21 protein-coding genes are annotated in these 25062 nt (G+C 71.1%); 12 read left to right on the top strand and 9 right to left on the bottom strand.

Annotated elements, in window-relative coordinates; genetic code table 11:
• Nucleotides 1-33 precede the first annotated feature (33 nt).
• Entirely contained in the window at nucleotides 34-927 is an 894-nt protein-coding gene (locus KCH48_RS25105) for an NAD(+)/NADH kinase (RefSeq protein WP_210576970.1), read from the bottom strand.
• Nucleotides 924-1961: an SPFH domain-containing protein gene (locus tag KCH48_RS25110; RefSeq protein WP_210576971.1), complete on the bottom strand. Its 1038-nt coding sequence runs from the start codon at nucleotides 1959-1961 to the stop codon at nucleotides 924-926. Before KCH48_RS25110 ends, KCH48_RS25105 begins: the two co-directional genes overlap by 4 nt.
• A gap of 120 nt (nucleotides 1962-2081) precedes the next feature.
• On the opposite strand from KCH48_RS25110, the gene KCH48_RS25115 reads away from it, so the two are divergent.
• Both KCH48_RS25115 and argF read left to right on the top strand, forming a co-directional pair.
• Nucleotides 2082-3305: an arginine deiminase gene (locus KCH48_RS25115; RefSeq protein WP_210576972.1), complete on the top strand. Its 1224-nt coding sequence runs from the start codon at nucleotides 2082-2084 to the stop codon at nucleotides 3303-3305.
• Nucleotides 3306-3404: 99 nt separating this feature from the next.
• The gene (gene argF / locus KCH48_RS25120; RefSeq protein WP_210576973.1) at nucleotides 3405-4412 is read left to right on the top strand and encodes an ornithine carbamoyltransferase; all 1008 of its coding nucleotides are present in this window, start codon (nucleotides 3405-3407) and stop codon (nucleotides 4410-4412) included.
• Between the two features lie 89 nt (nucleotides 4413-4501).
• On the opposite strand, the gene KCH48_RS25125 is transcribed toward argF, so the two are convergent.
• Complete coding sequence (locus KCH48_RS25125; protein WP_210576974.1) at nucleotides 4502-4954, bottom strand: ATP-binding protein; 453 nt, start codon at nucleotides 4952-4954, stop codon at nucleotides 4502-4504.
• A 320-nt stretch (nucleotides 4955-5274) separates the two neighbouring features.
• On the opposite strand from KCH48_RS25125, the gene KCH48_RS25130 reads away from it, so the two are divergent.
• Both KCH48_RS25130 and KCH48_RS25135 read left to right on the top strand, forming a co-directional pair.
• Nucleotides 5275-6102, top strand: coding sequence for an enoyl-CoA hydratase family protein (locus KCH48_RS25130; RefSeq protein ID WP_210576975.1), 828 nt, complete (start codon nucleotides 5275-5277; stop codon nucleotides 6100-6102).
• Entirely contained in the window at nucleotides 6087-8450 is a 2364-nt protein-coding gene (locus tag KCH48_RS25135) for a bifunctional salicylyl-CoA 5-hydroxylase/oxidoreductase (protein WP_210576976.1), read from the top strand. Before KCH48_RS25130 ends, KCH48_RS25135 begins: the two co-directional genes overlap by 16 nt.
• 19 nt (nucleotides 8451-8469) lie before the next feature.
• On the opposite strand, the gene cysD is transcribed toward KCH48_RS25135, so the two are convergent.
• The 3 genes from cysD to KCH48_RS25150 form a co-directional block, all read right to left on the bottom strand.
• Entirely contained in the window at nucleotides 8470-9372 is a 903-nt protein-coding gene (gene cysD / locus KCH48_RS25140) for a sulfate adenylyltransferase subunit CysD (protein WP_210576977.1), read from the bottom strand.
• Between the two features lie 169 nt (nucleotides 9373-9541).
• Nucleotides 9542-10354, bottom strand: coding sequence for a PaaX family transcriptional regulator C-terminal domain-containing protein (locus KCH48_RS25145; protein ID WP_210576978.1), 813 nt, complete (start codon nucleotides 10352-10354; stop codon nucleotides 9542-9544).
• Between the two features lie 15 nt (nucleotides 10355-10369).
• The gene (locus KCH48_RS25150; protein WP_210576979.1) at nucleotides 10370-12025 is read right to left on the bottom strand and encodes an AMP-binding protein; all 1656 of its coding nucleotides are present in this window, start codon (nucleotides 12023-12025) and stop codon (nucleotides 10370-10372) included.
• Nucleotides 12026-12150: 125 nt separating this feature from the next.
• Here KCH48_RS25150 and KCH48_RS25155 point away from each other — a divergent pair, with 125 nt between their 5' ends.
• Entirely contained in the window at nucleotides 12151-13383 is a 1233-nt protein-coding gene (locus KCH48_RS25155) for an acyl-CoA dehydrogenase family protein (protein WP_210576980.1), read from the top strand.
• Nucleotides 13380-13778, top strand: coding sequence for a RidA family protein (locus tag KCH48_RS25160; protein WP_210576981.1), 399 nt, complete (start codon nucleotides 13380-13382; stop codon nucleotides 13776-13778). The genes KCH48_RS25155 and KCH48_RS25160 overlap by 4 nt, the downstream gene beginning before the upstream one ends.
• A gap of 7 nt (nucleotides 13779-13785) precedes the next feature.
• Here KCH48_RS25160 and KCH48_RS25165 read toward each other — a convergent pair whose 3' ends face one another.
• Complete coding sequence (locus KCH48_RS25165) at nucleotides 13786-13980, bottom strand: DUF5999 family protein (RefSeq protein ID WP_210576982.1); 195 nt, start codon at nucleotides 13978-13980, stop codon at nucleotides 13786-13788.
• Between the two features lie 237 nt (nucleotides 13981-14217).
• Between KCH48_RS25165 and KCH48_RS25170 the strand changes: the two genes are divergently transcribed.
• The 4 genes from KCH48_RS25170 (at nucleotide 14218) to KCH48_RS25185 (ending at nucleotide 18995) form a co-directional block, all read left to right on the top strand.
• Nucleotides 14218-14694 carry a DUF6299 family protein gene (locus KCH48_RS25170; protein ID WP_210576983.1) on the top strand — a complete coding sequence of 159 codons (477 nt, stop codon included), beginning with the start codon at nucleotides 14218-14220 and terminating at the stop codon, nucleotides 14692-14694.
• A 138-nt stretch (nucleotides 14695-14832) separates the two neighbouring features.
• The gene (locus tag KCH48_RS25175; RefSeq protein WP_210576984.1) at nucleotides 14833-16353 is read left to right on the top strand and encodes an ABC transporter substrate-binding protein; all 1521 of its coding nucleotides are present in this window, start codon (nucleotides 14833-14835) and stop codon (nucleotides 16351-16353) included.
• Between the two features lie 6 nt (nucleotides 16354-16359).
• A complete protein-coding gene (locus KCH48_RS25180; protein WP_210576985.1) occupies nucleotides 16360-18078 on the top strand; it encodes an ABC transporter permease subunit in 1719 nt (572 codons plus the stop codon).
• A 98-nt stretch (nucleotides 18079-18176) separates the two neighbouring features.
• The gene (locus KCH48_RS25185; RefSeq protein WP_210576986.1) at nucleotides 18177-18995 is read left to right on the top strand and encodes a VOC family protein; all 819 of its coding nucleotides are present in this window, start codon (nucleotides 18177-18179) and stop codon (nucleotides 18993-18995) included.
• A gap of 79 nt (nucleotides 18996-19074) precedes the next feature.
• Here the strand turns inward: KCH48_RS25185 and KCH48_RS25190 are convergent, their stop codons facing one another.
• Nucleotides 19075-19797: a TioE family transcriptional regulator gene (locus tag KCH48_RS25190; protein ID WP_307840940.1), complete on the bottom strand. Its 723-nt coding sequence runs from the start codon at nucleotides 19795-19797 to the stop codon at nucleotides 19075-19077.
• 79 nt (nucleotides 19798-19876) lie between these two features.
• On the opposite strand from KCH48_RS25190, the gene KCH48_RS25195 reads away from it, so the two are divergent.
• Nucleotides 19877-22252, top strand: a complete 2376-nt coding sequence (locus KCH48_RS25195; protein ID WP_210576988.1) for an excinuclease ABC subunit UvrA — start codon at nucleotides 19877-19879, stop codon at nucleotides 22250-22252.
• Between the two features lie 264 nt (nucleotides 22253-22516).
• Entirely contained in the window at nucleotides 22517-23290 is a 774-nt protein-coding gene (locus KCH48_RS25200; protein WP_210576989.1) for a carbonic anhydrase, read from the top strand.
• A gap of 52 nt (nucleotides 23291-23342) precedes the next feature.
• On the opposite strand, the gene KCH48_RS25205 is transcribed toward KCH48_RS25200, so the two are convergent.
• Nucleotides 23343-25037, bottom strand: a complete 1695-nt coding sequence (locus tag KCH48_RS25205; protein WP_374104708.1) for a PucR family transcriptional regulator — start codon at nucleotides 25035-25037, stop codon at nucleotides 23343-23345.
• Nucleotides 25038-25062 lie beyond the last annotated feature (25 nt).

A 25062-nucleotide genomic window follows, 5' to 3' on the forward strand; every position in this document is an offset into this window, starting at 1 on the left:
GCCGGTCGCTCGCGGTGGTGACCGGCGCTCGCGCTAGCCCGCGAGCCGCAGTCGCTCCCCGCACACCCCGACCCGCACCGACTGCCCCCACGTCAGCTCCAGGGCATCGGTCTCCATCCCGTCCCCGAACGCGATCAGCCGCTCTGACTCGACGGTGACCCGGAGGCGGCCAGGGCCCGACAGCTCGCCTGCCACCAGGGACGTCCCGGTGGCGGGCGACGGCCAGGCCTCCCGGACGAACCAGAGCAGCCGTTCCTCGGAGGGGGCGGGCAACCGCAGTTGCCCGCCTCGCTCCTGCCACACCGAGCGGAGCCATCCGGTTGCCCCCGTTCCGGTGCCGACGATCACGCCGGACGAGGCCTGGGCCTCGACGACACCCCGGTCGTCGTCGAGGCCCAGGCGGTAGCGGGCGGTCTGGTGTCCGGCGGCGCCCAGGTAGATCTCGTTCAGTGCCACGAGCCGCTGGGTGTCGTCGGCGACCGCCTCGACCATGGTGAGTTCGTCCGTGCCGGACGTGGCCGCGGACGGCAGCAGCTTCGCCGCGTCGGCGGGACGGTGGCGGACCAGGACACCCGGGTTGCGTCCGGGGTCCGTGTCGAACCCCAACACCGGCTGCCCGGACAGGTATTTGGCCGCATTCGCCACCAGCCCGTCCTGACCGACCACGACCACCACGTCCTCCGGTGCGAACAGGAACCGGTCCAAGTCGGCCCGCTCCACCTGCGCCTGACGCCACGTCAGAGGAATCGCGGAGGTCACCTCGGCCAGGGCTCTGCGGGTGCGGCGGTGCCGGTCCGCGATCTCCTCGATGTCCCGGCCGCGGGAGCGGAGGAAGTATGCGGCCTGGCCGTGCGTGCCGTGCCGGGCCACCAACTCCTCGTACTCCGTGGTGCGATGGACGAGCACGGCACGCGGGGCGAGACTCACGCCCGCTCCCCGTCGCCGAGCCGGGCGAGCAGCCCCGTGAGCACGTCCGGCGAGATGGTCAGGCTGTCGATGTGCGGCAGGTTCTCCGCGAGGCGCGTGCCGGTCAGGGCGTGCAGGGTCGCCACGTCGACCTCCGCGTGCACCCGCAGCCAGGCCGACTGTGCCTCGGCCCGCGCCGCACCGACCTCGCGGGCGCCCTCGGCCTCGGCGCGGGCCAGCCGTACGGAACGGGCCGCCTCCGCCTCCGCCAGCTTCACCGTGCGGGCCGCCTCGGCCTGCGCCCGTACCGCGTCGGACGCTGCCTGCTCCTCCGCCTCGCGGCGGGCGTTCGTACCGCGCTGGTCGACCAACTGCTCCTCGCGGCGGGCGAGTTCGATCCGGCTGTCCAGCTCGTTCTCGGCGATCGCCCGCTCCCGCTCGACGGCCACGGCACGCCGTTCGTACGTCGCCCGGTCGGCGTCCTGCTGGATCTGCTCACGGGCGGGGGTGCGCAGGGCCCGCTCCACCTCCGGCTCCGGACGCAGGGCCACCACGCGTACGGCGACCACCTCGATGCCCGTGGCCGGCAGCCGGGGTTCCGCCGCCAGGCCCGCAGCGACGCGTTCGCGCACCGCCGTCACGCCGTCCACGAGCGCCGACGACAGCGACGTACGGGCGAGGACGTCCAGCGCGTGCTGCTGGGCCGTCTCCGTCATAAGGGTGCCCAACTGCTCCAGCGGAGCGCCGCGCCAGGCACCGGTGTCCGGGTCGATGGAGAAGTCGAGGCGGGCGGCGGCGAGGGCGGGGTCGGCGATCCGGTAGGTGACCGTCGCCTGGACCGCGACGTCCTGGAAGTCGGACGTACGGGCATGGAAGGTCATCGCCAGTTCGCGGTCGTCGACCGGCACCTCGGAGAGCGCGGCGGTCAGGGAGCGGTACCAGAAGCTCAGTCCCGGGCCGTCGTGCACGAGCCTGCCGGAGCGGTGGTGGCGGATGTGTGCCGTCGGCGCGCCCCGCAGATGGCGCCAGCCCAGGCGCCGGGTGATGTCGGCCATGAGATCCCCTCGTTTTCGTCATGCAGACGATAAGCGCCAAGCCTGCTTGTCGTCAAGAGGACGAAAAGGGAAACGGTCAAGCAGGGGGTGAACCCGGTCGTCGATGGTCAGGATGGAGTCATGGGATTCCATGTCGACTCCGAGGCCGGGCGGCTGCGCCGCGTCATCCTGCACCGGCCGGATCTCGAGCTCAAAAGGCTCACCCCCAGCAACAAGGACGCGCTCCTCTTCGACGACGTGCTCTGGGTGCGCAGGGCGCGCGCCGAACACGACGGCTTCGCCGATGTGCTGCGCGACCGCGGTGTCGCCGTCCACCTCTTCGGCGATCTGCTCACCGAGGCCCTGGACATCCCGGCGGCCCGGAAGCTCGTACTGGACCGGGTCTTCGACGAGAAGGAGTACGGGGTGCTCGCCACCGATCACCTCCGGGCCGCCTTCGAGTCACTGCCGGCCGCCGAGCTCGCCGAGCTGCTCGTCGGCGGCATGACCAAGCGCGAGTTCCTCGACGCCCACCCGGAGCCGACCTCCGTCCGCTTCCATGTCATGGACCTCGACGACTTCCTCCTCGCCCCCCTGCCCAATCACCTCTTCACCCGCGACACCTCCGCCTGGATCTACGACGGCGTCTCCGTCAACGCGATGAGATGGCCCGCCCGGCAGCGCGAGACCGTGCACTTCGAGGCGATCTACCGGCACCATCCCCTCTTCCGTGGCGAAACGTTCCACGTCTGGTCCGAGGGACAGGCCGACTACCCGTCCACCATCGAGGGCGGCGACGTCCTGGTGATCGGCAACGGCGCCGTCCTCATCGGCATGAGCGAGCGGACCACCCCGCAGGCCGTCGAGATGCTCGCCCACAAGCTGTTCGCCGCGGGCTCCGCCGAGACGATCGTGGCCCTCGACATGCCCAAGCGGCGGGCCTTCATGCACCTCGACACCGTGATGACGATGGTCGACGGCGACACCTTCACCCAGTACGCGGGGCTCGGCATGCTCCGCTCGTACACCATCGAACCGGGCGTCGCCGACAAGGAGCTGAAGGTCACCGACCATCCGCCGGAGCACATGCACCGCGCGATCGCCGCCGCGCTGGGCCTCAGCGAGATCCGCGTCCTGACCGCGACCCAGGACGTGCACGCGGCCGAGCGTGAGCAGTGGGACGACGGCTGCAACGTCCTCGCCGTCGAGCCGGGTGTCGTCGTCGCCTACGAGCGCAACGCCACCACCAACACGCATCTGCGCAAGCAGGGCATCGAGGTGATCGAGATCCCGGGTAGCGAGCTGGGGCGGGGGAGGGGCGGGCCGCGGTGCATGAGCTGTCCGGTCGAGCGGGCGGCCGTATAGAACAGGCGGCCATACGAACCCGAACGTGCGGCCGTATAGAAATGTCATTGGTCGTATAGACTTCCAAAGGTCTTGTTCTCGCACCTCTGGAGCGCCCCCATGGCGACAGTCCCGACCGCCCTCGCCGGCCGCCACTTCCTCAAGGAGTTGGACTTCGGCCAGGAGGAGTTCCTTGCCCTGATCGCGCTGTCCGCCGAGCTGAAGGCGGCCAAGAAGGCCGGGGCCGAGACGCGGTACCTGAACGGGAAGAACATCGCGCTGATCTTCGAGAAGACCTCGACGCGCACGCGCTGCGCGTTCGAGGTCGCGGCGGCCGACCAGGGTGCTTCGACGACGTACCTCGACCCGTCGGGCTCACAGATGGGCCACAAGGAGTCGGTGAAGGACACCGCGCGGGTCCTCGGCCGGATGTTCGACGCGATCGAGTACCGGGGCGACAGCCAGGCCGCCGTCGAGGAACTCGCGGCGCATGCGGGCGTGCCGGTCTACAACGGGCTCACCGACGACTGGCACCCCACGCAGATGCTGGCCGACGTCCTCACCATGACCGAGCACAGCGGCAAGCCGGTCCAGGAGATCGCCTACGCCTACCTCGGCGACGCCCGCTTCAACATGGGCAACTCCTACCTGGTCACCGGAGCCCTGCTCGGTATGGACGTACGGATCGTCGCGCCCCGGTCCTACTGGCCCGCCGAGGAGATCGTCGGCCACGCCCGGAAGCTGGCCGAGACCAGCGGTGCGCGGATCACGCTCACCGAGTCCGTGGACGAGGGTGTTCTGGGCGCCGACTTCGTCGCCACCGATGTCTGGGTGTCCATGGGGGAGCCGAAGGAGGTCTGGGACGAGCGGATCGCCGCGCTGGCGGCGTACGCCGTGACCATGGATGTGCTGCGCGCCACGGGTAATCCGGACGTCAAGTTCCTGCACTGCCTGCCGGCCTTCCATGACCTTGGGACGAAGGTCGGGCGCGAGATTTATGAGCGGCACGGGCTGGAGTCGCTGGAGGTCACGGACGAGGTGTTCGAGTCGGTGCACTCGGTTGTCTTTGATGAGGCGGAGAATCGGTTGCACACGATCAAGGCGGTGCTGGTGGCGACGCTGGGTTGAGTTCGGGGTGGCGCCGTGGGGGTGTTTGTCGTTTGCCGGGTGCGGGTTGTTTGTGGCTGGTCGCGCAGTTCCCCGCGCCCCTGGGTGGGTCACATGGGGCGGCGTTGAGTTGGCACCGTTGGGAGTCTGAACCAGACCGCCTTGCCTGAGTCTGTTGGGCGGTGGCCGCAGGAGGAGCTGAGGGCTCGGATGAGGAGCAGGCCGCGGCCGTGTTCCTGCCAGGGGTCGGGCTCTCCGTTGAGGGGGCGGGTGAGGTTGCCCGGCGGGGCCGGGTCCGGGTCGTGCACCTCCACCTGGCAGCCGCTCGGCAGCAGCTCCACGACCAGCTCTATCGGACCGCTCCCGGCGGTGTGTTCGACGGCGTTGGCGACCAGCTCGGCCGTGAGCAGTTCCGCGGTGTCGCAGTCGGCCCCGTGCTCCAGCTCGGCCAGCGCCGTACGGACCAGTGCGCGGGCCACGGGCACCGCCGCGGCGGTGTGCGGCAGCGCGATGCGCCACGAGGCGGAGGCGGAGGGGCGTTCGTACAAGGCGGTTCCGTTCATGAGCAGGCTGTCCTGCTTTCAACCATATGAATGGTACGGCGCCCTCCGGCAGAGTGCTCGACGGGCGCCGTACGGGACCTTCGGCCCCGGTATCGAGCGGCTTACCCCTCCCAACGGTCCGCCCACCGCGGCTGCTCCCGCCGTTACCGCGCTGTCGCCGATCCGTGCTGTGCCGTGACGGATGTGACAGAGGCCGGTTACCCGTGACAACTACGGTGCCGCCCGGCTCTATCGCGCCCTCATGACGACAGTCACATATCGGTGATAACTTCGGAGGGCAGAGCCCCGTGAGGCAACGTCGCCCGAGGAGGCCCCACGTCATGAGTCCCTTCACCGGCTCGGCCGCCCGCACCTCCGACTGGCAGCACCTGCGGGTCGAGCTCACCGACGGTGTCGCCACCGTCACCCTCGCCCGCCCCGAGAAACTCAACGCCCTCACCTTCGGCGCCTACGCCGACCTGCGCGACCTGCTCGCCGAGCTGTCCCGGGAGCGGGCGGTCCGCGCGCTGGTGCTGGCCGGCGAGGGACGCGGCTTCTGCTCCGGCGGCGACGTCGACGAGATCATCGGCGCCACACTCGCCATGGACACCGCCCAGCTCCTCGACTTCAACCGGATGACCGGGCAGGTGGTCCGTGCCGTACGGGAGTGCCCGTTCCCGGTGATCGCGGCCGTGCACGGCGTGGCCGCCGGTGCGGGCGCGGTCCTCGCCCTGGCCGCCGACTTCCGCGTCGCCGACCCCAGCGCCCGTTTCGCCTTCCTGTTCACGAGGGTCGGCCTGTCCGGTGGCGACATGGGCGCGGCCTACCTCCTGCCCAGGGTCGTCGGCCTCGGCCACGCGACCCGCCTGCTGATGCTGGGCGAGCCGGTCAGGGCCCCCGAGGCCGAGCGCATCGGCCTGATCAGCGAACTGACGGACGAGGGCCGAGCAGACGAGGCGGCCCAGACCCTGGCCCACCGCCTGGCGCAGGGCCCGGCACTGGCATACGCCCAGACGAAGGCCCTGCTGACAGCGGAACTGGACATGCCCCTCGCCGCCTCGATCGAGCTGGACGCCTCGACCCAGGCCCTGCTGATGAACGGCGACGACTACGCCGAGTTCCACGCGGCCTTCAAGGAAAAGCGCCCTCCCAAATGGAAGGGGCGGTGATCGTGCCAACCAGAGGGGCGCGGGGAACTGCGCGACAAGCCACGACGAACCCGCAGCCGCCCACGACGACCAACCACCCCCTACGCGTGGCGATCGTCGGCGGAGGCCCCGGCGGCCTTTACTCCGCCGCCTTGCTGAAACGCCTAGACCCCGCCCGAGAAATAACCGTCTGGGAACGCAACGCCCCCAACGACACCTTCGGCTTCGGCGTAGTCCTCTCCGACGAAACCCTAGGCGGCATCGAACACGCCGACCCAGTCGTCTACGAGGCCCTCCAGAAACACTTCATCCGCTGGGACGACATCGACATCGTCCACCGAGGCACCCGCCACACCTCCGGAGGACACGGTTTCGCCGCCCTCGGCCGAAAACGGCTCCTGGAAGTCCTGCACGAACGCTGCCGCACCCTCGGCATCGACCTCCGCTTCCGCGCGGAAGCCCCCTACCCGGCCTGGCTGGCGGAGACATACGACCTCGTCATCGCCGCCGACGGTGTGCACAGCACCACCCGCGAGGCCTACGCCCATGTGTTCCGCCCCCATGTGGCCACCCACCACTGCCGCTACATCTGGCTGGCAGCCGACTTCGCCTTCGACGCCTTCCGCTTCGAGATCGCCGAAACCGAACACGGCGTGATGCAACTCCACGGCTACCCCTACGCGCCCGACGCCTCCACCGTGATCATCGAGATGCGCGAAGAGGTCTGGCAGTCAGCAGGCTTCGCGGACCTCGACGATCAGGAGTCCGTCGAACGCTGCGCCAAGATCTTCGCGGAAGCGCTCGGCGGTCGCCCGTTGAGGTCCAACAAGTCGGCGTGGACCACGTTCCGCACGGTGGTCAACGAACGCTGGGCGCACGGGAACGTGGTGCTGCTGGGCGATGCCGCCCACACCGCCCACTTCTCCATCGGCTCCGGCACCAAGCTCGCGGTCGAGGACGCCCTGGCACTGGCGGTCTGCCTGGAGGAACAGCCCACGCTGGAGCGCGCGTTGGAGGCATACGAGGAGGAGCGGCGGCCTGTCGTCGCCTCCACCCAGCGGGCCGCCCGCGCCAGCCTGGAGTGGTTCGAGAACGTCGCTCGCTATCTCGACCAGCCGCCCCGCCAGTTCGCCTTCAACCTGCTCACCCGCAGCCGCCGTGTCACCCACGACAACCTGCGGCTGCGCGACGCCCACTTCACCGAGTCCGTGGAGCGCGAGTTCGGCTGCCCGCCCGGTACGCCGCCGATGTTCACGCCGTTCCGGCTGCGCGGCCTGACACTGCGCAACCGGGTCGTGGTGTCGCCGATGGACATGTACTCGGCCGTCGACGGCGTCCCCGGCGACTTCCACCTCGTCCACCTGGGCGCACGGGCGCTCGGCGGCGCCGCTCTGGTGATGACCGAGATGGTGTGCGTGAGCGCGGAGGGCCGGATCACGCCGGGCTGCGCCGGCCTCTACACCGGCAAGCAGGCCGAGTCCTGGAAACGGATCACCGAGTTCGTGCACGCCCAGGCGCCCGGGACCGCGATCGGCGTCCAGCTCGGCCACTCCGGACGCAAGGGCTCGACCAAGCTGATGTGGGAGGGCATGGACGAGCCGCTGGAGGACGGCAACTGGCCGCTCGTGGCCGCGTCCCCGATGCCGTACAAACCGCAGAGCCAGATCCCCCGCGAGCTGACCCGTGCCCAACTCACCGACCTCCGCGAGCAGTTCACGGCCGCTGCCTGGCGTGCCGCCCGCGCCGGCTTCGACCTCCTCGAACTGCACTGTGCCCACGGCTACTTGCTCTCCGGCTTCCTCTCCCCGCTGACCAATCAGCGCACCGACGCCTACGGCGGCACGCTCGCGAAGCGGCTCCGCTTTCCGCTGGAAGTCTTCGACGCCGTACGGGGAGTGTGGCCCGAGGAGCGGCCCATGACCGTCCGGATCTCGGCCACCGACTGGGCCGAGGGCGGCACGAGCGGCGAGGAGGCCGTGGCGATCGCCCGCGCCTTCGCCGCGCACGGCGCCGACGCGATCGACGTGTCCACCGGGCAGGTCGTCGCCGAGGAGCGGCCGGAGTTCGGGCGGTCGTACCAGACGCCGTACGCCGACCGCATCCGCCACGAGACCGGCATCCCAGTGATCGCCGTCGGCGCGATCTCCTCCTGGGACGACGTCAACTCGCTGATCCTGGCCGGGCGCACGGACCTGTGCGCACTCGCCCGCCCCCACCTCTACGACCCGCACTGGACGCTGCACGCGGCGGCCGAGCAGGGCTACGACGGCCCCGGCGTCGTCTGGCCGACACCGTACCGAGCGGGCAGCCGCCGCCCCCAGACCGGTCGCACGGACGCCCCCAAGCCCCGGCTGACGCTGGGGACTTGAGGGAGCGTCTCGCGGGGCCTCAGAAGTACCCCTCGCGCTTACGGTCTTCCATCGCGGCCTCGGAGAGCTTGTCGTCGGCGCGGGTGGCGCCGCGCTCGGTGAGCCGGGACGCGGCGATCTCGGTGATCACGGCCTCCAGCGTCGTCGCGTCGGAGTCGACGGCGCCGGTGCAGGACATGTCGCCGACGGTGCGGTAGCGCACTCGCCGCTTCTCCACCGTCTCGGTCGCCTTCGGCCCGCCCCACTCGCCGGCGGTCAGCCACATGCCGGCCCGCTGGAACACCTCACGCTCGTGCGCGAAGTAGATCTCCGGCAGCTCGATGCCCTCGCGGGCGATGTACTGCCACACGTCCAGCTCGGTCCAGTTGGACAGCGGGAAGACGCGCACGTGTTCGCCGGGTGCGTGGCGGCCGTTGTAGAGGTTCCACAGCTCGGGGCGCTGGCGGCGGGGGTCCCACTGCGAGAACTCGTCGCGCAGCGAGAACACCCGTTCCTTGGCGCGGGCTTTCTCCTCGTCCCGGCGTCCGCCGCCGAAGACGGCGTCGAACTTCTCCGCCTGGATCTTCTCGGTCAGCGGGAGTGTCTGCAGCGGGTTCCGTGTCCCGTCGGGACGTTCGCGCAGCACACCGCGGTCGATGTAGTCCTGTACGGAGGCCACATGGAGGCGCAGCCCATGTGCGGCCACCACACGGTCGCGGTACTCCAGCACTTCGGGGAAGTTGTGGCCGGTGTCCACGTGCAGCAGCGAGAAGGGGATCGCCGCAGGGGCGAAGGCCTTCAGCGCCAGATGCAGCATGACGATGGAGTCCTTGCCGCCGGAGAAGAGGATCACCGGCCGCTCGAACTCGCCCGCCACCTCCCGGAAGATGTGCACGCCCTCCGACTCCAGGGCATCGAGGTGAGAGAGGCTGAGCCCGGTCACGTGGCTCCCTGCGCCCTTGCCGTGGTGGTCATGCGTCAGAATCCTCTTTTCCTTACCCGGCGTGCTGAGTGGACGCTAGGTAAGAACCTTTAGAAGAGCGATAGAAGAACCTAAGGGTTCCATTAGCGACGCATGATGTGGGTGGGATCACACGATTCCGTGGGTGAGGTCACACGCCCGCGAAGCCGGCCCCCGCGTCCCGCAGCCGCTCGTGCAGGCCCCGGAACACCGCCACGGAGCGGGCACCCGGCCAGTCGGCGGGGAGCAGGTGCGCGGGCAGTCCCGGGTCGGCGTAGGGGAGATGGCGCCAGGAGTCCAGGGCGAGCAGATAGTCGCGGTAGGCATCCTCGGGCGGGGTGTCCGCGCGTTGCTCCCAGTCGCGCAGCACGCGCGCGTGGCGGTCGAGGAACGCCTCGTGCTGCTTGGCGATCGCGGCCAGGTCCCACCAGCGGGCGACCGCCTCCGCGGTCGGCGCGTAGCCGAGATGGTCGCCGCGGAAGAAGTCGACGTACGGGTCGAGCCGCAGCCGCTGGAGGGTGTGCCGGGCCTCCTCGTACAGCCGGGCCGGGGCGATCCACACCCCCGGGGCCGCGGTGCCGAAGCCGAGACCGGCCAGCCGCGAGCGCAGCACATGCCGCTTCTGCCGCTCCGACTCCGGTACCGAGAACACGGCGAGCACCCAGCCGGTGTCCTCGGGCGCCGTGGTGGCGTAGATGCGCCGGTCGCCGTCGTCGAGCAACTGGCGGGCGTCCGGCGACAGTTCGTACCCGGCCGCGCCCCGCGCCGTACGGGCCGGCACCAGCAGCCCGCGCCGTTTCAGCCGCGACACCGACGAGCGTACGGAGGGCGCGTCCACGCCCACCGCGGCGAGCAGCCGGATCAGCTCGGCGACGGGCACCGGGCCGGTCATATGGCGGCCGTACGCGCCGTAGAGCGTGACGATCAGGGACCGTGGAGCATGCTGGTCGGACACGTTGATCATCTTAGGTCGTCGATATCACCGCTGGTCACCTTCGGTGCGCCGCCCCAAGTGGCGGTCACCCTCGGCGCGCAGCCTGAAGCGCTGGAGTTTGCCGGTCGCCGTGCGCGGCAGCGCGTCCAGGAAGACGACCTCGCGTGGGCACTTGTAGGGCGCGAGTTCCGCCTTCACGAAGTCGCGCAGCGCCTCGGCGTCCGGCCGCGCGCCCTCCCTGAGCACGGCGTACGCCACCACGACCTGTCCGCGCACCTCGTCGGAGCGCCCCACGACGGCCGCCTCCAGCACATCCGGGTGACGCAGCAGCGCGTCCTCCACCTCGGGTCCCGCGATGTTGTAGCCGGCCGAGATGATCATGTCGTCCGCGCGGGCCACATAGCGGAAGTAGCCGTCAACCTCGCGCACATAGGTGTCACCCGTGATGTTCCAGCCGCCGCGCACATACTCCCGCTGCCGTGGGTCGGCGAGATACCGGCAGCCGATCGGCCCGCGCACGGCGAGCAGTCCCGGCTCGCCGTCGGGCAGCTCCGCACCGTTCTCGTCGACCACGCGCGCGTGCCACCCCGGTACGGGCACTCCCGTAGTCCCCGGCCGAATGTGCTCGTCGGCCGCCGAGATGAAGATGTGCAGCAGCTCGGTGGCGCCGATGCCGTTGATGATGCGCAGGCCGGTGCGCTTGTGCCAGGCCTGCCAAGTGGCGGCGGGCAGGTTCTCGCCGGCGGAGACGCAGCGGCGCAGCGAGGAGATGTCGTACGCGTCGAGCTCGTCGAGCATCACGCGGTACGCCGTCGGCGCGGTGAACAGCACCGAGACGCGGTGCTCGGCGATCGCGGGCAACAGCTGCTTGGGGCCCGCCTGTTCGAGCAGCAGCGCGCTCGCGCCGGCCCGCATCGGGAAGATCACCAGACCGCCGAGCCCGAAGGTGAAGCCGAGCGGGGGACTGCCGGCGAAGACATCGCCCACATGTGGGCGCAGCACATGCTTGGAGAAGGTGTCCGCTATCGCGAGCACATCCCGGTGGAAGTGCATGCACCCCTTGGGGCGGCCGGTGGTGCCGGAGGTGAAGGCGATCAGCGCCACGTCGTCGGCGGCGGTGTCCACGGCCGGGTACGGCGTGTCGGGCGCCGTGCGGTGCAGCAGGTCGTCCGGGGCGTCACCGCCGTACGTCGTGATGCGCAGCCCCGGTATCTCGGCCTTGGCGAGGTCGTCCACGGCCCGGATGTCGCACAGTGCGTGCCGCACCTCGGCGATCTCGCACATGGTCCTCAGCTCGTGCGGACGCTGCTGGGCCAGCACGGTCACCGCGACCGCGCCCGCCTTCAGCACCGCCAGCCAGCAGGCAGCCAGCCAGGGAGTGGTGGGGCCGCGCAACAGGACGCGATTGCCGGGCACGACGCCCAGGTCACCGGTGAGCAGATGCGCGAGCCGGTCGACGCGGGCGCGCAGTGTGCCGTACGACCATGTGTCGCCGTTCGGCGTGTGGAACGCCGGCCGGTCGTCGTCCGGCCCGGCGAGCAGTTCGGCGGCGCAGTTCAGCCGGTCGGGGTAACGCAGCTCCGGCAGATCGAAGCGGAGCTCCGGCCACTGGTCGGGCGGCGGAAGGTGCTCGCGCGCGAAGGAGTCGACGTGGGCCGAGGTCGTCGGCCGCGCTGTGACGCCGGCGTCCGGGTTGTCCATGGCGGTTCGCCCCCTTGCCGTGATGGGCGTGGTGGTGGGCTCGCGCAACGAGCGTATCGTGTTGGTGACGGCAGTCAACGGTGCGCGATACCGTCGGGGGAGACGAACGGGAGAGGGGACCGGCGATGTCCGCATTCTCACTCGAACCGCGACAGATCGCCTGGTGTGCCGAGTTGCGCACGCTGGCCGCCGAACGGCTGCGCCCGCTCGCGGAGAAGGGCGAGCCGGGCCGGGTCAACCGTGCGCTCGTGGCGGAGCTGGGCCGACTGGGGCTGCTGGAGCGGCTGTTCACCTCCGGCGCGGTCGATCTCTGCCTGATGCGCGAGTCCCTCGCGTACGCCTGCACCGAGGCCGAGACCGCCCTCGCCCTCCAGGGCCTCGGCGCCCACCCCGTCCACGCCTACGGCACCCCGGCCCAGCGCGCCCACTGGCTGCCCCGGGTCAGCGAGGGCACGGCGATCGCCGCCTTCGCGCTGAGCGAGCCGGGGGCGGGGTCGGACGCGGGGGCACTGGCGCTGCGGGCGGAGGGGGAGGGAGACGGGCAGGCGGAAGCCGCTCGACGGAGCGGCTCGCGTCGCGCCGACACTGACGGCTCACCCGCCGCCCCCGACAGCCCACCCCTCGCCACCCCCGACGGCCCCTCCCGTTGGCGGCTCACCGGTGAGAAGTGCTGGATCTCCAACGCCCCCGAGGCCGACTGCTACACCGTCTTCGCGCGGACCACGCCCGGCACCGGCGCCCGTGGTGTCACCGCCTTTCTCGTGCCCGCCGACCGTCCCGGCCTCACCGGCGCCGCTCTGGAGATGCTGTCCCCGCACCCCATCGGCAGCCTGGTCTTCGATGCCGTGCCGGTCACCGCGGACGACGTGCTCGGTGAGGTGGACCGCGGGTTCCGCGTGGCCATGGGCACCCTGAACCTCTTCCGGCCCAGCGTCGGCGCCTTCGCGGTCGGCATGGCGCAGGCGGCGCTGGACGCCACCCTCGCGCATACCGCCGGACGGGACGCCTTCGGCGGCAAGTTGAGGGATCTGCAGACCGTCGCCCACCAGGTCGCGGAGATGGCGCTGCGCACGGAGGCGGCCCGGCTCATGGTGTACGCGGCGGCGACGGCGTACGACGAAGGCGCCCCGGACGTCCCGAAGCGCGCGGCGATGGCGAAGCTGCTGGCCACCGAGACCGCGCAGTACGTCGTCGACGCGGCCGTCCAGTTGCACGGCGCCCGCGCCCTGCGCCGCGGTCACCTGCTCGAGCACCTCTATCGCGAGGTGCGCGCGCCGCGTATCTACGAGGGCGCGAGTGAGGTCCAACGGGGCATCATCGCCAAGGAGTTGTACGCGTCGATCGGAGAGGCCCCGTGACCGCCGAGCGAGTCAATCCGCCCGAGCTCTCCCCGCCCACCGGCTTCTCGCACGCGGTCGTCGCCACCGGCTCCCGCATCGTCTTCCTGGCCGGCCAGACCGCCCTCGACGCCGACGGCAAGGTCACCGGCTCCACTCTCCCGCTCCAGTTCGAGCAGGCTCTCACCAACCTGCTCACCGCCCTGCACGCCGCGGGCGGCACCCCGGCCGACCTGGCCCGCGTCACCGTCTACGCCACGGATGTCGCCGCGTACCGCGCCCACGCCGCCGAAGTGGGCGGCATCTGGCGCCGGTTGGCCGGGCGGGACTATCCGGCGATGGCGGTCGTGGAGGTCGTACGCCTGTGGGACGTACAGGCGCTGATCGAGCTCGACGGGTTCGCCGTACTGCCGTAGGGGCCCGTCAGGCGGCGACGGCCAGGTGCTCGACCGGCACCCGGTGCGGGGCCACGACGCGGCCGTCGGGGAGCAGTTCACCGGTGTCGTCGAAGGCGATCGCGCCGTCGCACAGCAGGTTCCAGCCCTGCTCGGGGTGGGCGGCGACGATGTGTGGGGCGTTGCTGTCGGCCGAGGGGCACAAAGGCTGGTGAGAACACATGGTGTACCTCCACATCGGTCGGGCCGTCCTTGGACGATCCCTATGGACAGACCATGCTCCGGCTGTGAAGCGAGCGGAACAGCCCGACGCCAAGCGTGACAACACGCGGACAACACCCGGACGGTTCCACGACGGTCGGCGCGGACTCGCCACCGAAGGGGTGAGGTCACGCCCGAGGGCGTACCGGTGGAATTAGATGTGGAAACCTGCATTCCGTTTCATTCGGGAGTTCCTGCCATGCCCGTACGTCCTGTTCCCGCCGTCCTCGCCTCAGCCGGCGCCGCGCTGCTCCTGCTGGCCGCCGCTCCGTCCGCCGACGCCGCCCCGCCCGCTCCCGCCGACACCAAGGAAATGGTGACGGTCGACAAGACCGCGCGGATCGCCGCCGACGGCACCGTCAAGATCTCCGGCACCTACCGCTGCCGCAACAACGTCGGCCCGGTCTTCGTCAGCTCCAACGTCGGCCAGGGCGCCAGCTCCTCCGACACCCTCGGTTCCGTGACGGTCCGCTACGCCATCGGCGGCACGCACGCCGTGTGCGACGGCGCCAAGCACCGCTGGGAGAACACCGGCAAGCCCGCACCGCGCACGCTCAAGGCCGGCAAGGCCAAGGTCGAGGTCACGCTGATGGAGCTGCGCCCCTGGGGCGGGCTGCCTCTGATGCCCCACTTCCACGCCCAGTCGCAGCAGGACATCACCCTGGCCAAGGGCTGACGCCCCGGGTCGACATCACGCCGTCGCGCCTCCTCCCGTCCGGGGGGAGGCGCGGCCGTGTTTCGGAACGATCTCAGTAGTTGAGAATTCATCAACCTGGGTGAATGTTGGTAAGCCTTGCCTTATATGGTGCTCTCCATGCGCACCACCGCCTCCCGCGGCCTCATCGCGGCACTCGCTCTCACCCCGTTGCTGACCGGCTGTTTCGCCGCGAGCGAGGGAGGTTCGGACGCCAAGGGCTCATCGGACGCCCGGCTGCGGGTCGCCCTCGCCGTGCCGCCGGTGCAGGCGCTGTCGCCGTACAGCAATGACGCCACCCTGCTGAGCAAGCTCTCCGTGGCCGAAGGCCTCACCGCGCTGGGCAAGGACGGCACCGCCGCGCCCGCGCTCGCCAAGTCCTGGAAGCAGGTCAACGACACCACCTGGACCTTCGAACTGCGCAAGGCCACCTTCCAGGACGGCACCGACGTCACCGCCGCGTCGGTCGTCAGCGCGCTCGACCACGCCGACGCGGCCGAGACCAAGCCCAGGGTCCTCAGCGATGTGACCCTGACCGCGAAGGCCCAGGACGCCGACACGGTCACCCTCACCACCAAGACCGCCGACCCCGTGCTCCCGCTGCGGCTCGCCAGCCCCGCCCTTGGCATCCTCTCGGCCAAGGCGTACGCGAAGGACGGCACCGCCAGCCCGGTCGGCACCGGAACCGGCCCCTTCAAGATCACCAAGCTGACCGGCAAGACCAAGGCCACACTCGACCGCTACGACGGTTACTGGGGCGGCAAGGCCAAGGCGTCCGGCATCGACGTGAGCTGGATCGCCGACGGCACCGCCCGCGCCAACGCCCTGCGCGGCGGCGACGTCGACATCGCCGAGTGGATTCCCACCTCACAGGCGAAACTCATCGACGAGAACACCCGCCACGAAGTGCCCTCCGTACGGACCGACAGCCTGATCCTCAACACCGGCAGCGGCCTGTTCACCGACGCGACGCTGCGTGCCGCCGCCCGCGAGGCCGTGGACGGCGGCGCCCTCGTCGACTCGGTCTTCAGCGGCTACGCCAACCCCGCCGAGGGCCTGTTCGGGCCCGCCGTTTCCTGGGCGGCCGACGACCGGGTGGCGGTGACCGGCCGCGCCAGGGCCGCGACCATCGCCCAGGTCAAGTCGAAGGCCAAGGGCAAGACCGTGCGCCTGGCCGCCATTACCAACCGCGCCGAACTGCCCGAGGCCGCGAGCGTCCTCCAGCAGCAGCTGGAGAAGGCCGGGTTCACGGTCAAGCAGGACGTACGCGAGTACACGCAGATGGAGGCCGACCTCCTCGCGGGCAAGTACGACGCGCTCGTCTTCTCCCGGGTGACGCTGCTCGACACCGGCGACGCGGTCGCCTACCTCGCGAGCGACTATATGAGTGACGGTGTCTACAACATCGCCCGGCTGAAGGACTCCAAGGTCGACCAGGCCGTCAAGGCCGCGGCCGAGGAAGCCGACACGGACCGGCGGCGGGAGAAGATCATGCGGGCCGAGGCGGAGATCCTGCGCACCGACGCCGTCGTGCCGCTCGTCCACGAGAAGGTCGTCCAGGGCATCGCCGCCGATGTCGACGGCGTGCTGCTCGACCCCTACGAGCGCTCGCTGATCGACATCGACACGCGACTGAAGTAGCGGCCGATGAGCGTCACCGCGGTCCGTACCGGGGCCGGCCGGGCCGTCGCCGGGACGGCGCTGCTGGCGGCGGTCTCGCTGCTGCCCTGGCTGTCCGGGACCGACCCCGCGCTGACCGTCCTGCGGGCCCGCTCCGCCGACCAGGATCCGACCCCGGCGCAGCTGACCGCCGTACGCGAGCAACTCGGCCTGGACGAGGGGCCGCTCGCGCATCTCCTGCACTGGGTGGGCGGTCTGCCGCGCGGAGACGCCGGTGTCTCCTGGGTGTCGGGGGAGCCGGTGCTGCCCGAGGTGTCGGCCGCGTTCGGGGTGTCCGTCACGCTGATGCTGGGCGCATTCGTGGTCACCGTCGCGGTCGCCGGGCTGGTGTGCGCCCGCACCCTTTATCTCGGGTCGCGGCGACGGCTGCGGCAGGGGCGGGCGGGCACCGGGGCCGCCGTTCTCGCCGCGCTGCCCAAGTTCCTGTTGGCCTCGCTGCTCGCCACGGTCTGCGGGGTGTGGCTGGGCTGGTTCCCTTCCAGCGGCTGGGAGGGGCCGGCGTCGATGGTGCTGCCCGCGCTCGCGCTCGGTGTGCCGTCCGGGGCGATGATCGGCGGGATGCTCGCCCCGGCGCTGCCCGCCGCCTTCCACGAGCCCTGGGCGCGGACCTGGCACGCCTCCGGGTTCCCGCCCGGCCTCATCGCCCGCAACGCGCTGCGCCGCACGCTGTCCGGGGTGCTCCCGCAACTGCTGCCCACGGTCGTCGCCCTCGTCGGCGGTGCCGTCGCCGTCGAGAAGATCTTCAACATCCCGGGCCTCGGGCGGCTCGCCCTGGACGCCGCCATGGCCCAGGACCTGCCGCCGCTGCAGACCGCCACGCTGGCCCTCGTCCTGCTCGGCGTCGCCGCCGGCCTGCTCATCCAGGCCCTGCGCCGCGCCCTCCTCGGCCCCGCCCTGCGCGACGGCGCCCTGCCCGCACTGCACCCGCCCGCCCTCGCGCGCCCACGCTCCCTCCGCCTGCTCACCGGAGTGTGCGCACTCGCCCTGCTCACCCTGGTGGTGGCGGGCCTGCTGCGTGACCCCCTGCAGGTGGACACCGCGGCCCGGCTGCTGCCGCCCTCGGCCGCGCACCCGCTGGGCACCGACTCCCTCGGCCGCGACCTGCTGGCCCGGCTGGGCCACGGAGCGCTGCGCACGGCGGGCATCGCGCTCGCGGTCACGGCCGTCAGCATCGTCCTCGGGCTGCTGCTCGGCATGGCGGCAGGGGCCGGCGCGGGCCTGACCGAAGTGATGTCGACGCTGCCGGCCGTCCTCGCCGGACTGCTGACGACGGCGGTGACCGGACCGTCCGTATGGGGTGCGGCACTTGCGGTATGCCTGGTCGGCTGGACGCCGTACGCCGCCCAGACCGCCGCGCTGGCCGAGGAGGAACGCGCGAGCGGCCACTGGCTCGCCTCGGTCTCGCTCGGCGCCGCCCCCCGGTATCTGCTGCGCCGTCATCTGCTGCCCGCGGTACTGCCCGCCGTCCTGCGCAACGCGCTGCTACGGCTGCCCACCACCGTCCTCGTCCTGGCCTCCCTCGGCTTCCTCGGCCTGGGCGAACAGCCGCCCACCCCGGAGTGGGGCCGCCTGCTCTCCGAGAACCAGCCCTACGCCGAACTGGCCCCCTGGACCGTCCTCGCCCCGGCCGGTGCGCTCGTCCTGCTGGCCGTGCTCGCCGTGTCCGCCACGGACGACTCGTCCTGAGCCCTTTTGGGCGGACCTTTGGGTGGACCGGCCGAGGGGCGAGTGTCAGTGGCGGATGTCACGCTGGGGTCACACAGGTTCTGCGAAAGGGAATCACCGTGATCACCACAGATTTCGTCCCCGGCTCGCCCTGTTGGCTCGACCTCGGTGCCCCCGATGTCCCGGCCGCCGCGGCCTTCTACGGCGCCGTGCTCGGCTGGGACTACGAGTCCATGGGGCAAGGCGAGGACATGGGGGAAGGCGAGAACATGGAAGGCGGGATGTTCCGGAGAGACGGCAAGATCGTCGCCGGACTCGGCAAGCTCACCGAGGAGGGCGCGCGCTCGGCCTGGATGATCTACTACTGCGTCGCCGACGCGGACGCCACCACCCAGGCCGTGCAGAGCGCGGGCGGCACGGTGCGGGTCGCGCCCATGGACCTCGACGAGTGGGGCCGCATGGCGCAGTACAGCGATCCGCTGGGCGGCCAGTTCGCCGTCTGGCAGCCGGGCACGAACAAGGGCGTCGAGCTGGTGGACGAGCCGGGCTCGCTGTCCTGGACCGAGCTGTACACGAGCGACGCCGGGGCGGCGAAGGAGTTCTACGGCGGTGTCTTCGGCTGGCAGTTCAGTGACATGGAACTGCCGGGCGGCGGGGGCACGTACTCCCTCATCACCCCCGCGGGGCAGCCCGAGGAGCGGATGCACGGCGGCCTCATGGAACTCCCCAAGGAGAGCCTCGCCCTGGCGGACGGACGGCCGTACTGGCACCCGGTGTTCGCCGTCGCCGACTGTGACGCCGCGGTCGCCAAGGTCACCGAGAACGGCGGGAGCGTGCAGATGGGGCCGGAGGACGCGGAGGGGGTTGGCCGGATGGCCGTCTGCCTTGACCCGGCGAATGCGGACTTCGTGGTTCTCACGCCGGCCAGCCCTAGTTGAGCGCTCGGCTTCAAGTGCCGCGATGTGTCATTTTTCGTCTGCGGCGCCGTCGTGGCTGGTCGCGCAGTTCCCCGCGCCCCTATCGGGGCGCTTCCATGTACTGGGCGAGTCGGGACGCCGCGTCCAGCATTGCGAGTCCCCGGGCTGTGAGTCTGTGCCGCCAGTCGTCGAGGGCCGCGGACAGGGCCTGGGTGCCGCCGGCGGTGCGGATCTGCTGGACCACGGTGGAGATGTGGGCCAGCGGGTAGCCGCCCCGCCGGAGGAGGTGGGCGAGTTCGGCGTCGCGGATGTCGGCGGCGCCGTAGGTGCGGTGTCCGGTGACCGGCTCGCGCTCGGGGGCGAGGATGCCCGCGACTTCCCAGTTGCGGAGGGTCGCCGCGGTGACGCCCAGGCGGTGCGCCAGCTCGCCGACGCTGAGGGGCTCGGTGGCTGCGGGGGTGTGCGGCGCGGTGGCCGGGGCGGTGTCCGGGCCCGTGGTCAGGTGCTCCACTGCCCGGGCGACCGTGTCCAGGGTTTCCCGGTCGCGCAGCAGTTGGGCGTGACTGCGGTCCACGGCCGTCAGCGCGGCGTCGAGTTCGCCCGTGTTGAGCGACCTCATGATCTGCCCGCTCACGTCGTAACCGTGCGCGGGGATGAGCGCGAGGTAGGCGCGGAGGGCGGCCGCGTGTGTCTCGGTGTAGGTCCGGTAGCCGGACGGGGTGCGCTTGGCGCGCGGGATGCAGCCGTCCCGCTCGTAGTTGCGGACCGCCTGGGTCGAGATGCCGTGCTCGCGGGCGAGGTCGACGGGGCGCAGACGATCCACGGTTGAGACTTTAGCGCACCTGTCCTGGGGGTCTTCGGGGAAAGTCTCAACGGGCGTTGCAGATATACGATTAAGGGGCATGACCAGGGAAGTTCAGGAACTCAGCACCACGTCATCGCACATCGCCGACAGCCACGACCTGATCCGCGTGCACGGCGCGCGCGAGAACAACCTCAAGAACGTCGACATCGAGATCCCCAAGCGGCGGCTGACGGTGTTCACCGGTGTCTCAGGCTCGGGCAAGAGCTCGCTGGTGTTCGACACGATCGCCGCGGAGTCGCAGCGGCTGATCAACGAGACGTACAGCGCCTTCGTACAGGGCTTCATGCCCACACTGGGGCGGCCCGACGTCGACCTGCTCGACGGGCTGACGACCGCGATCATCGTCGACCAGCGGCCGATGGGCGCGCACCTCCGCTCCACGGTCGGCACCGCCACCGACGCGGGCGCGTTGCTGCGCATCCTGTTCAGCCGGCTCGCCCAGCCGTACATCGGCTCGCAGCAGGCGTTCTCTTTCAACGTCGCCTCGGCCGAGGCGACGGGCACGATGGTGGTGAACGGGAAACGGGTCGAGAAGGCCATCAGCGTGGTCGGCGGGATGTGCCCGCGCTGCGAGGGCACGGGCACCGTGTCCGACGTCGATCCCACCCGGCTCTACGACGATGCCCGGTCGCTCGCCGGCGGAGCGATCACCGTTCCGGGGTGGAAGACGGACAGCTGGGTGGTGCAGTCGTTCACCGAATCCGGTTTCCTCGACCCGCACAAGCCGATCCGTGACTACACCGGCGAAGAACTGCACGACTTCCTGCACCACGACCCGGTCAAGGTAAAGGTGAGGGGGCTCAACACCACGTACGAGGGCCTGATCGCGCGGGTCCGGAAGGCGTTCCTGTCCAAGGACAGGGAGACACTGCAGCCGCACGTCCGTGCTTTCGTGGACCGGGCGGTGACGTTCTCCGTCTGTCCCGCGTGCCACGGCACCCGGCTCAGCGAAACCACACGCTCCGCGAGGATCGACGGGATCAGCATCGCCGACGCCTGCGCGATGCAGATCAGCGATCTGGCCGTATGGGTCGGCGGCCTCGCCGAGCCCTCGGTGGCGACGCTGCTCAAGGCGCTCGGCGAGACCCTCGACTCGTTCGTCGCGATCGGGCTCGGCTATCTCTCGCTGGACCGGGCGTCGGGCACGCTCTCGGGCGGCGAGGCCCAGCGCACCAAGATGATCCGCCACCTCGGCTCCGCGCTCACCGACGTCACGTACGTCTTCGACGAGCCCACCGTCGGCCTGCACCCGCACGACATCCGGCGCATGAACGAACTGCTGCTCCGACTGCGCGACAAGGGCAACACCGTGCTGGTCGTCGAGCACAAGCCGGAGGTGATCGCGATCGCCGACCACGTCGTGGACCTCGGTCCGACGGCCGGTGCGGCCGGCGGCGAGGTGGTCTTCGAGGGCACGGTGCAAGGGCTGCGGGCCTGCGGCACGCTCACCGGACGGCACCTGGACGACCGGGCCTCGGTGAAGCCGTCGGTGCGCAGGCCGTCCGGCGTCCTCGAGGTGCGCGGCGCGACGGCCCACAACCTGCGTGACGTCGACGTGGACATCCCGCTCGGCGTGCTCACCGTGGTCACCGGGGTCGCCGGCTCCGGCAAGAGTTCGCTGATCCATGGCTCGGTGGCCGGACGGGACGGCGTGGTGACGGTGGACCAGGGGGCCATCAGGGGTTCCCGGCGCAGCAATCCGGCGACGTACAGCGGACTGCTCGACCCGATCCGCAAGGCCTTCGCCAAGGCCAACGGCGTGAAGCCGGCGCTGTTCAGCCCCAACTCCGAGGGCGCCTGCCCCCATTGCAAGGGCGCCGGCGTCATCTACACCGACCTGGCGATCATGGCCGGTATCGCCACGACCTGCGAAGAGTGCGAGGGGAAGCGGTTCCAGGCGTCGGTGCTCGAGTACCGGCTCGGCGGGCGGGACATCAGCGAGGTGCTGGCGATGCCGGTGAGCGAGGCGGAGGAGTTCTTCGGCGCCGGCGAGGCACGCACCCCGGCCGCGCGGACCGTCCTCCACCGGCTCGCGGACGTCGGGCTCGGCTATCTCACCCTCGGCCAGCCGCTCACCACCCTCTCCGGCGGCGAACGGCAACGCCTCAAGCTGGCCGCCCAGATGGCGGGGACGGGCAGCGTCTACATCCTTGACGAGCCGACCAGCGGCCTCCACCTCGCCGACGTCGAGCAGCTGCTCGGCCTCCTCGACCGGCTCGTCGACTCCGGCAAGTCCGTCATCGTCGTAGAGCACCACCAAGCGGTGATGGCGCACGCGGACTGGATCATCGACCTCGGCCCCGGCGCGGGGCACGACGGCGGCCGGGTCGTCTTCGAGGGCACGCCCGCCGACCTCGTCGCCGCGGGCTCCACGCTCACCGGGGAGCACCTGGCGGAGTACGTCGGCCGCTGAGGCGCTCCGCGATGTGTCGTTTTTCGTCTGCGGCGCCGTCGTGGCTGGTCGCGCCCACGCGGCGGAGCCGCATATAGATACAGCCCCGCGCCCCTTCGGGGCGCTGCTCCTGAACTGCCCTGCCCGGAGAAGCCATTGGCGACTCTCCGTGATTTGGACGCGCGCTTCTCGTGCGCTTCCTCAGTGCTGTACGGGCGTTAACCGGCCGTGCGGCACCGTCGCATCAGCAACCCCGGCCGCATCACTCCAGAAGGGCAGAACCCCATGAGCCTTGCCCGGCAACCGCAGCGCAGAGCCGTTCTCACCGGAGGGCTGCTGGCTACCGCGGCCCTGATAACCGGCTGTTCGTCGAAGGACGACAGCAAGACCGCGGAGAAGACGACGGCCGTGGGAGCGGCGGCGGCGACCCCCTCACCCTCCACGAGCGCGCCCCCCGGTTCTCCCTGGGCGGCGTTCGCGCGGCTGATGGAGGGCAACGAGCGCTGGGTGGACGGGGCTCTGCAGCACCCCGACCGGGATCCCGGGCGGCGCGATTTCGTCGCCGAGGAGCAGGACCCGTACGGCGTGATCCTCTCCTGCATCGACTCCCGCGTGCCACCGGAGCTGATCTTCGACACCGGGCTCGGCGACCTGTTCGTGATGCGCACCGGCGGGCAGGTGGTCGCCCCGGTGGTCACCGGTTCCGTCGAGTACGGGCCCATGACCTCGGGGACGCCGCTGATCGTCGTCCTCGGGCACCAGCGCTGCGGTGCGGTCAAGGCGGCGCACAAGGCGCTCAAGGACGACAAGCCGCTGCCGGGCAACCTGCAGTCGATCGCCGAGGCCCTCCGCCCGGCGTACGAGGTGGTCTCCAAGGAGAAGCACGCCGACCCGGTGGACGCCATGGTCCGCGTCCACATCAAGCAGACCTCCGCCGATCTGCGCTCCAACGCCGATCTCGCCCCGCTGGTGAAGAAGGGCGAGCTGGCCGTCGTCAGCGCCTACTACTCGCTCGACACCGGCCGGGTGGAGGTCCTGACCGGGGCGCCGTCCGCGTGACCCGGGGTCGGCCGGCCGCCGTACGCGGCGGCCGGCCCAGGCAGTTGCCCCTTCATGCCTGCCCGACACGCAGGACGTCCAGCGCTGTGAGGGCCACGTGCAGTTCGGTGCGCTCTTCGCCCGACTCGAGGTCGCAGTCGAGGATCCGCTCGATGGTGCGCAGCCGTTGGTAGACGGTCTCGCGGGACAGGCCGCCGGAGCGGGCGGCCACCGTCTTGTTGCCTGCCGCGTCCAGGTAGTGGCGCAGGGTGGTGAGCAGGTCGGTGCCGTGGCGGGCGTCGTGGTCGGCGAGCCGGCCGAGCCGGCGTTCGGCGTAGTCCTGGATCCGGGGGTCTTCGCGGAGGGCGAAGAGGAGGCGGCGAAGGCCGATGTCGGATCGTTCGTGGTACGAGCGTCCAGGCGGGAGCGGCCGGCCGGGCTCGGTGGCTTCGGCGACGCGGGTCGCCTCTCGGAAGGAACGGGCGACGGCGGGGAGGCCGGTCGCCTCGCTGCCCACGCTCACCGTTGCCCCCGGCACCAGCTCGAGTGCGGTGCGGCCGAGGTGTTCGACGACGGGTCGCCAGGGCTGGTCGGCGCGCAGGGACAGCAGGACGCCGAGACGGGTCGGTCCGAGGAGGCCGACGAGAGCCTGCGTTCCCTTCTTCCTCAACTCCTCGGAGAGGAGTTCCTCGGCCTTCGCCGTGTCGTCCTCGGGGCGGATATCCGCGAGCACCGCGATGAAACGGGCGTCCCTGGTGGGCAGGCCCAGCGCGGCGACCTGCGCCTCGGCGTCGGCGGGCGAGCGGTGGCGCTGTTCGACGAGGTCGCGCAGGGCGCCGCGGTGTGCGGTGCGTTCCCAGGGGGTGGGGTGGGTGAGGCGGGCGATGGTGAGGGCCATCGCGGTTCTCTCCAGGACTGTGACGTCCTCGGGGCGGAAGGGGCGGAAGGGGCCGACGGTAGACGGAGAGGCACGGCCGAGCGGGCTCGGGAGCATGGCGACCCTGCCCCACCGTTCGCCCTGGTACTCCACCGGTGCCACGAGCCAGCCCTCGGGGCCGGAGACGGTGGTGTGGTCGGCGGGCGGTGTCGCCCGGGAGCGCTGTTCCCAGTCGGTGAGCGCCGCCTCGACCGTGTCGCCGGAGGGCTCGCAGACGAGTGCCTGGTGCACCAGGTTCTCCAGCACGACGGTGTGGCCGCTCATCTCGGCGGCGGCGCGCACGACGTCCTCGGGCCCGGCACCGCGCAGGGTGAGGGCGGTGAACGCCTCGTGGACGCGCTGGGTGCGCCGCATCACCTCGGCCTGGTTGCCGAGGATGAACGCGTGGACGACCTGGGTGACCTCCAGGAAGTTGACGTCCTTGGCCAGGGTGACGAGGGGCAGACCGCGGGCCCGGCAGGCGTGGACCAGGGCGTCGGGCGGGCGGTGGTAGCGGCGGACCAGCTCGATGACCAGGGCCGCCGCGCCGACGTCAGCGAGTTCGTCGACGTAGCGGCGTACGCCCGCAGGCTCCTCGGGCAGCGGCATGCCGGTCGTCAGGACGAGTTCGCCGCCTTTGAGGAAGGAGGCGGGGTCGGTCAGCTCGGTGATGTGGACCCAGCGCACGGGCCGGTCGAGCCGTGCCGTGCCGGTGACGACTTGGGGCTGTCCGGCGGCCAGGACGGGAAGGGCGAGCACGTCGGCCAGGGTGAGCGGGCGGCCGATGGCATCCATGGCCGGTTCCGGATCCGAGGCGTCAGGCCCTGGAGCCGTGTGGTGGTTCTCGCTCACGGTGCCTCCATGGGGTCCCTGCTCG

The sequence above is a fragment of the Streptomyces sp. GESEQ-4 genome (assembly GCF_017948455.1).
Lineage (GTDB): Bacteria > Actinomycetota > Actinomycetes > Streptomycetales > Streptomycetaceae > Streptomyces.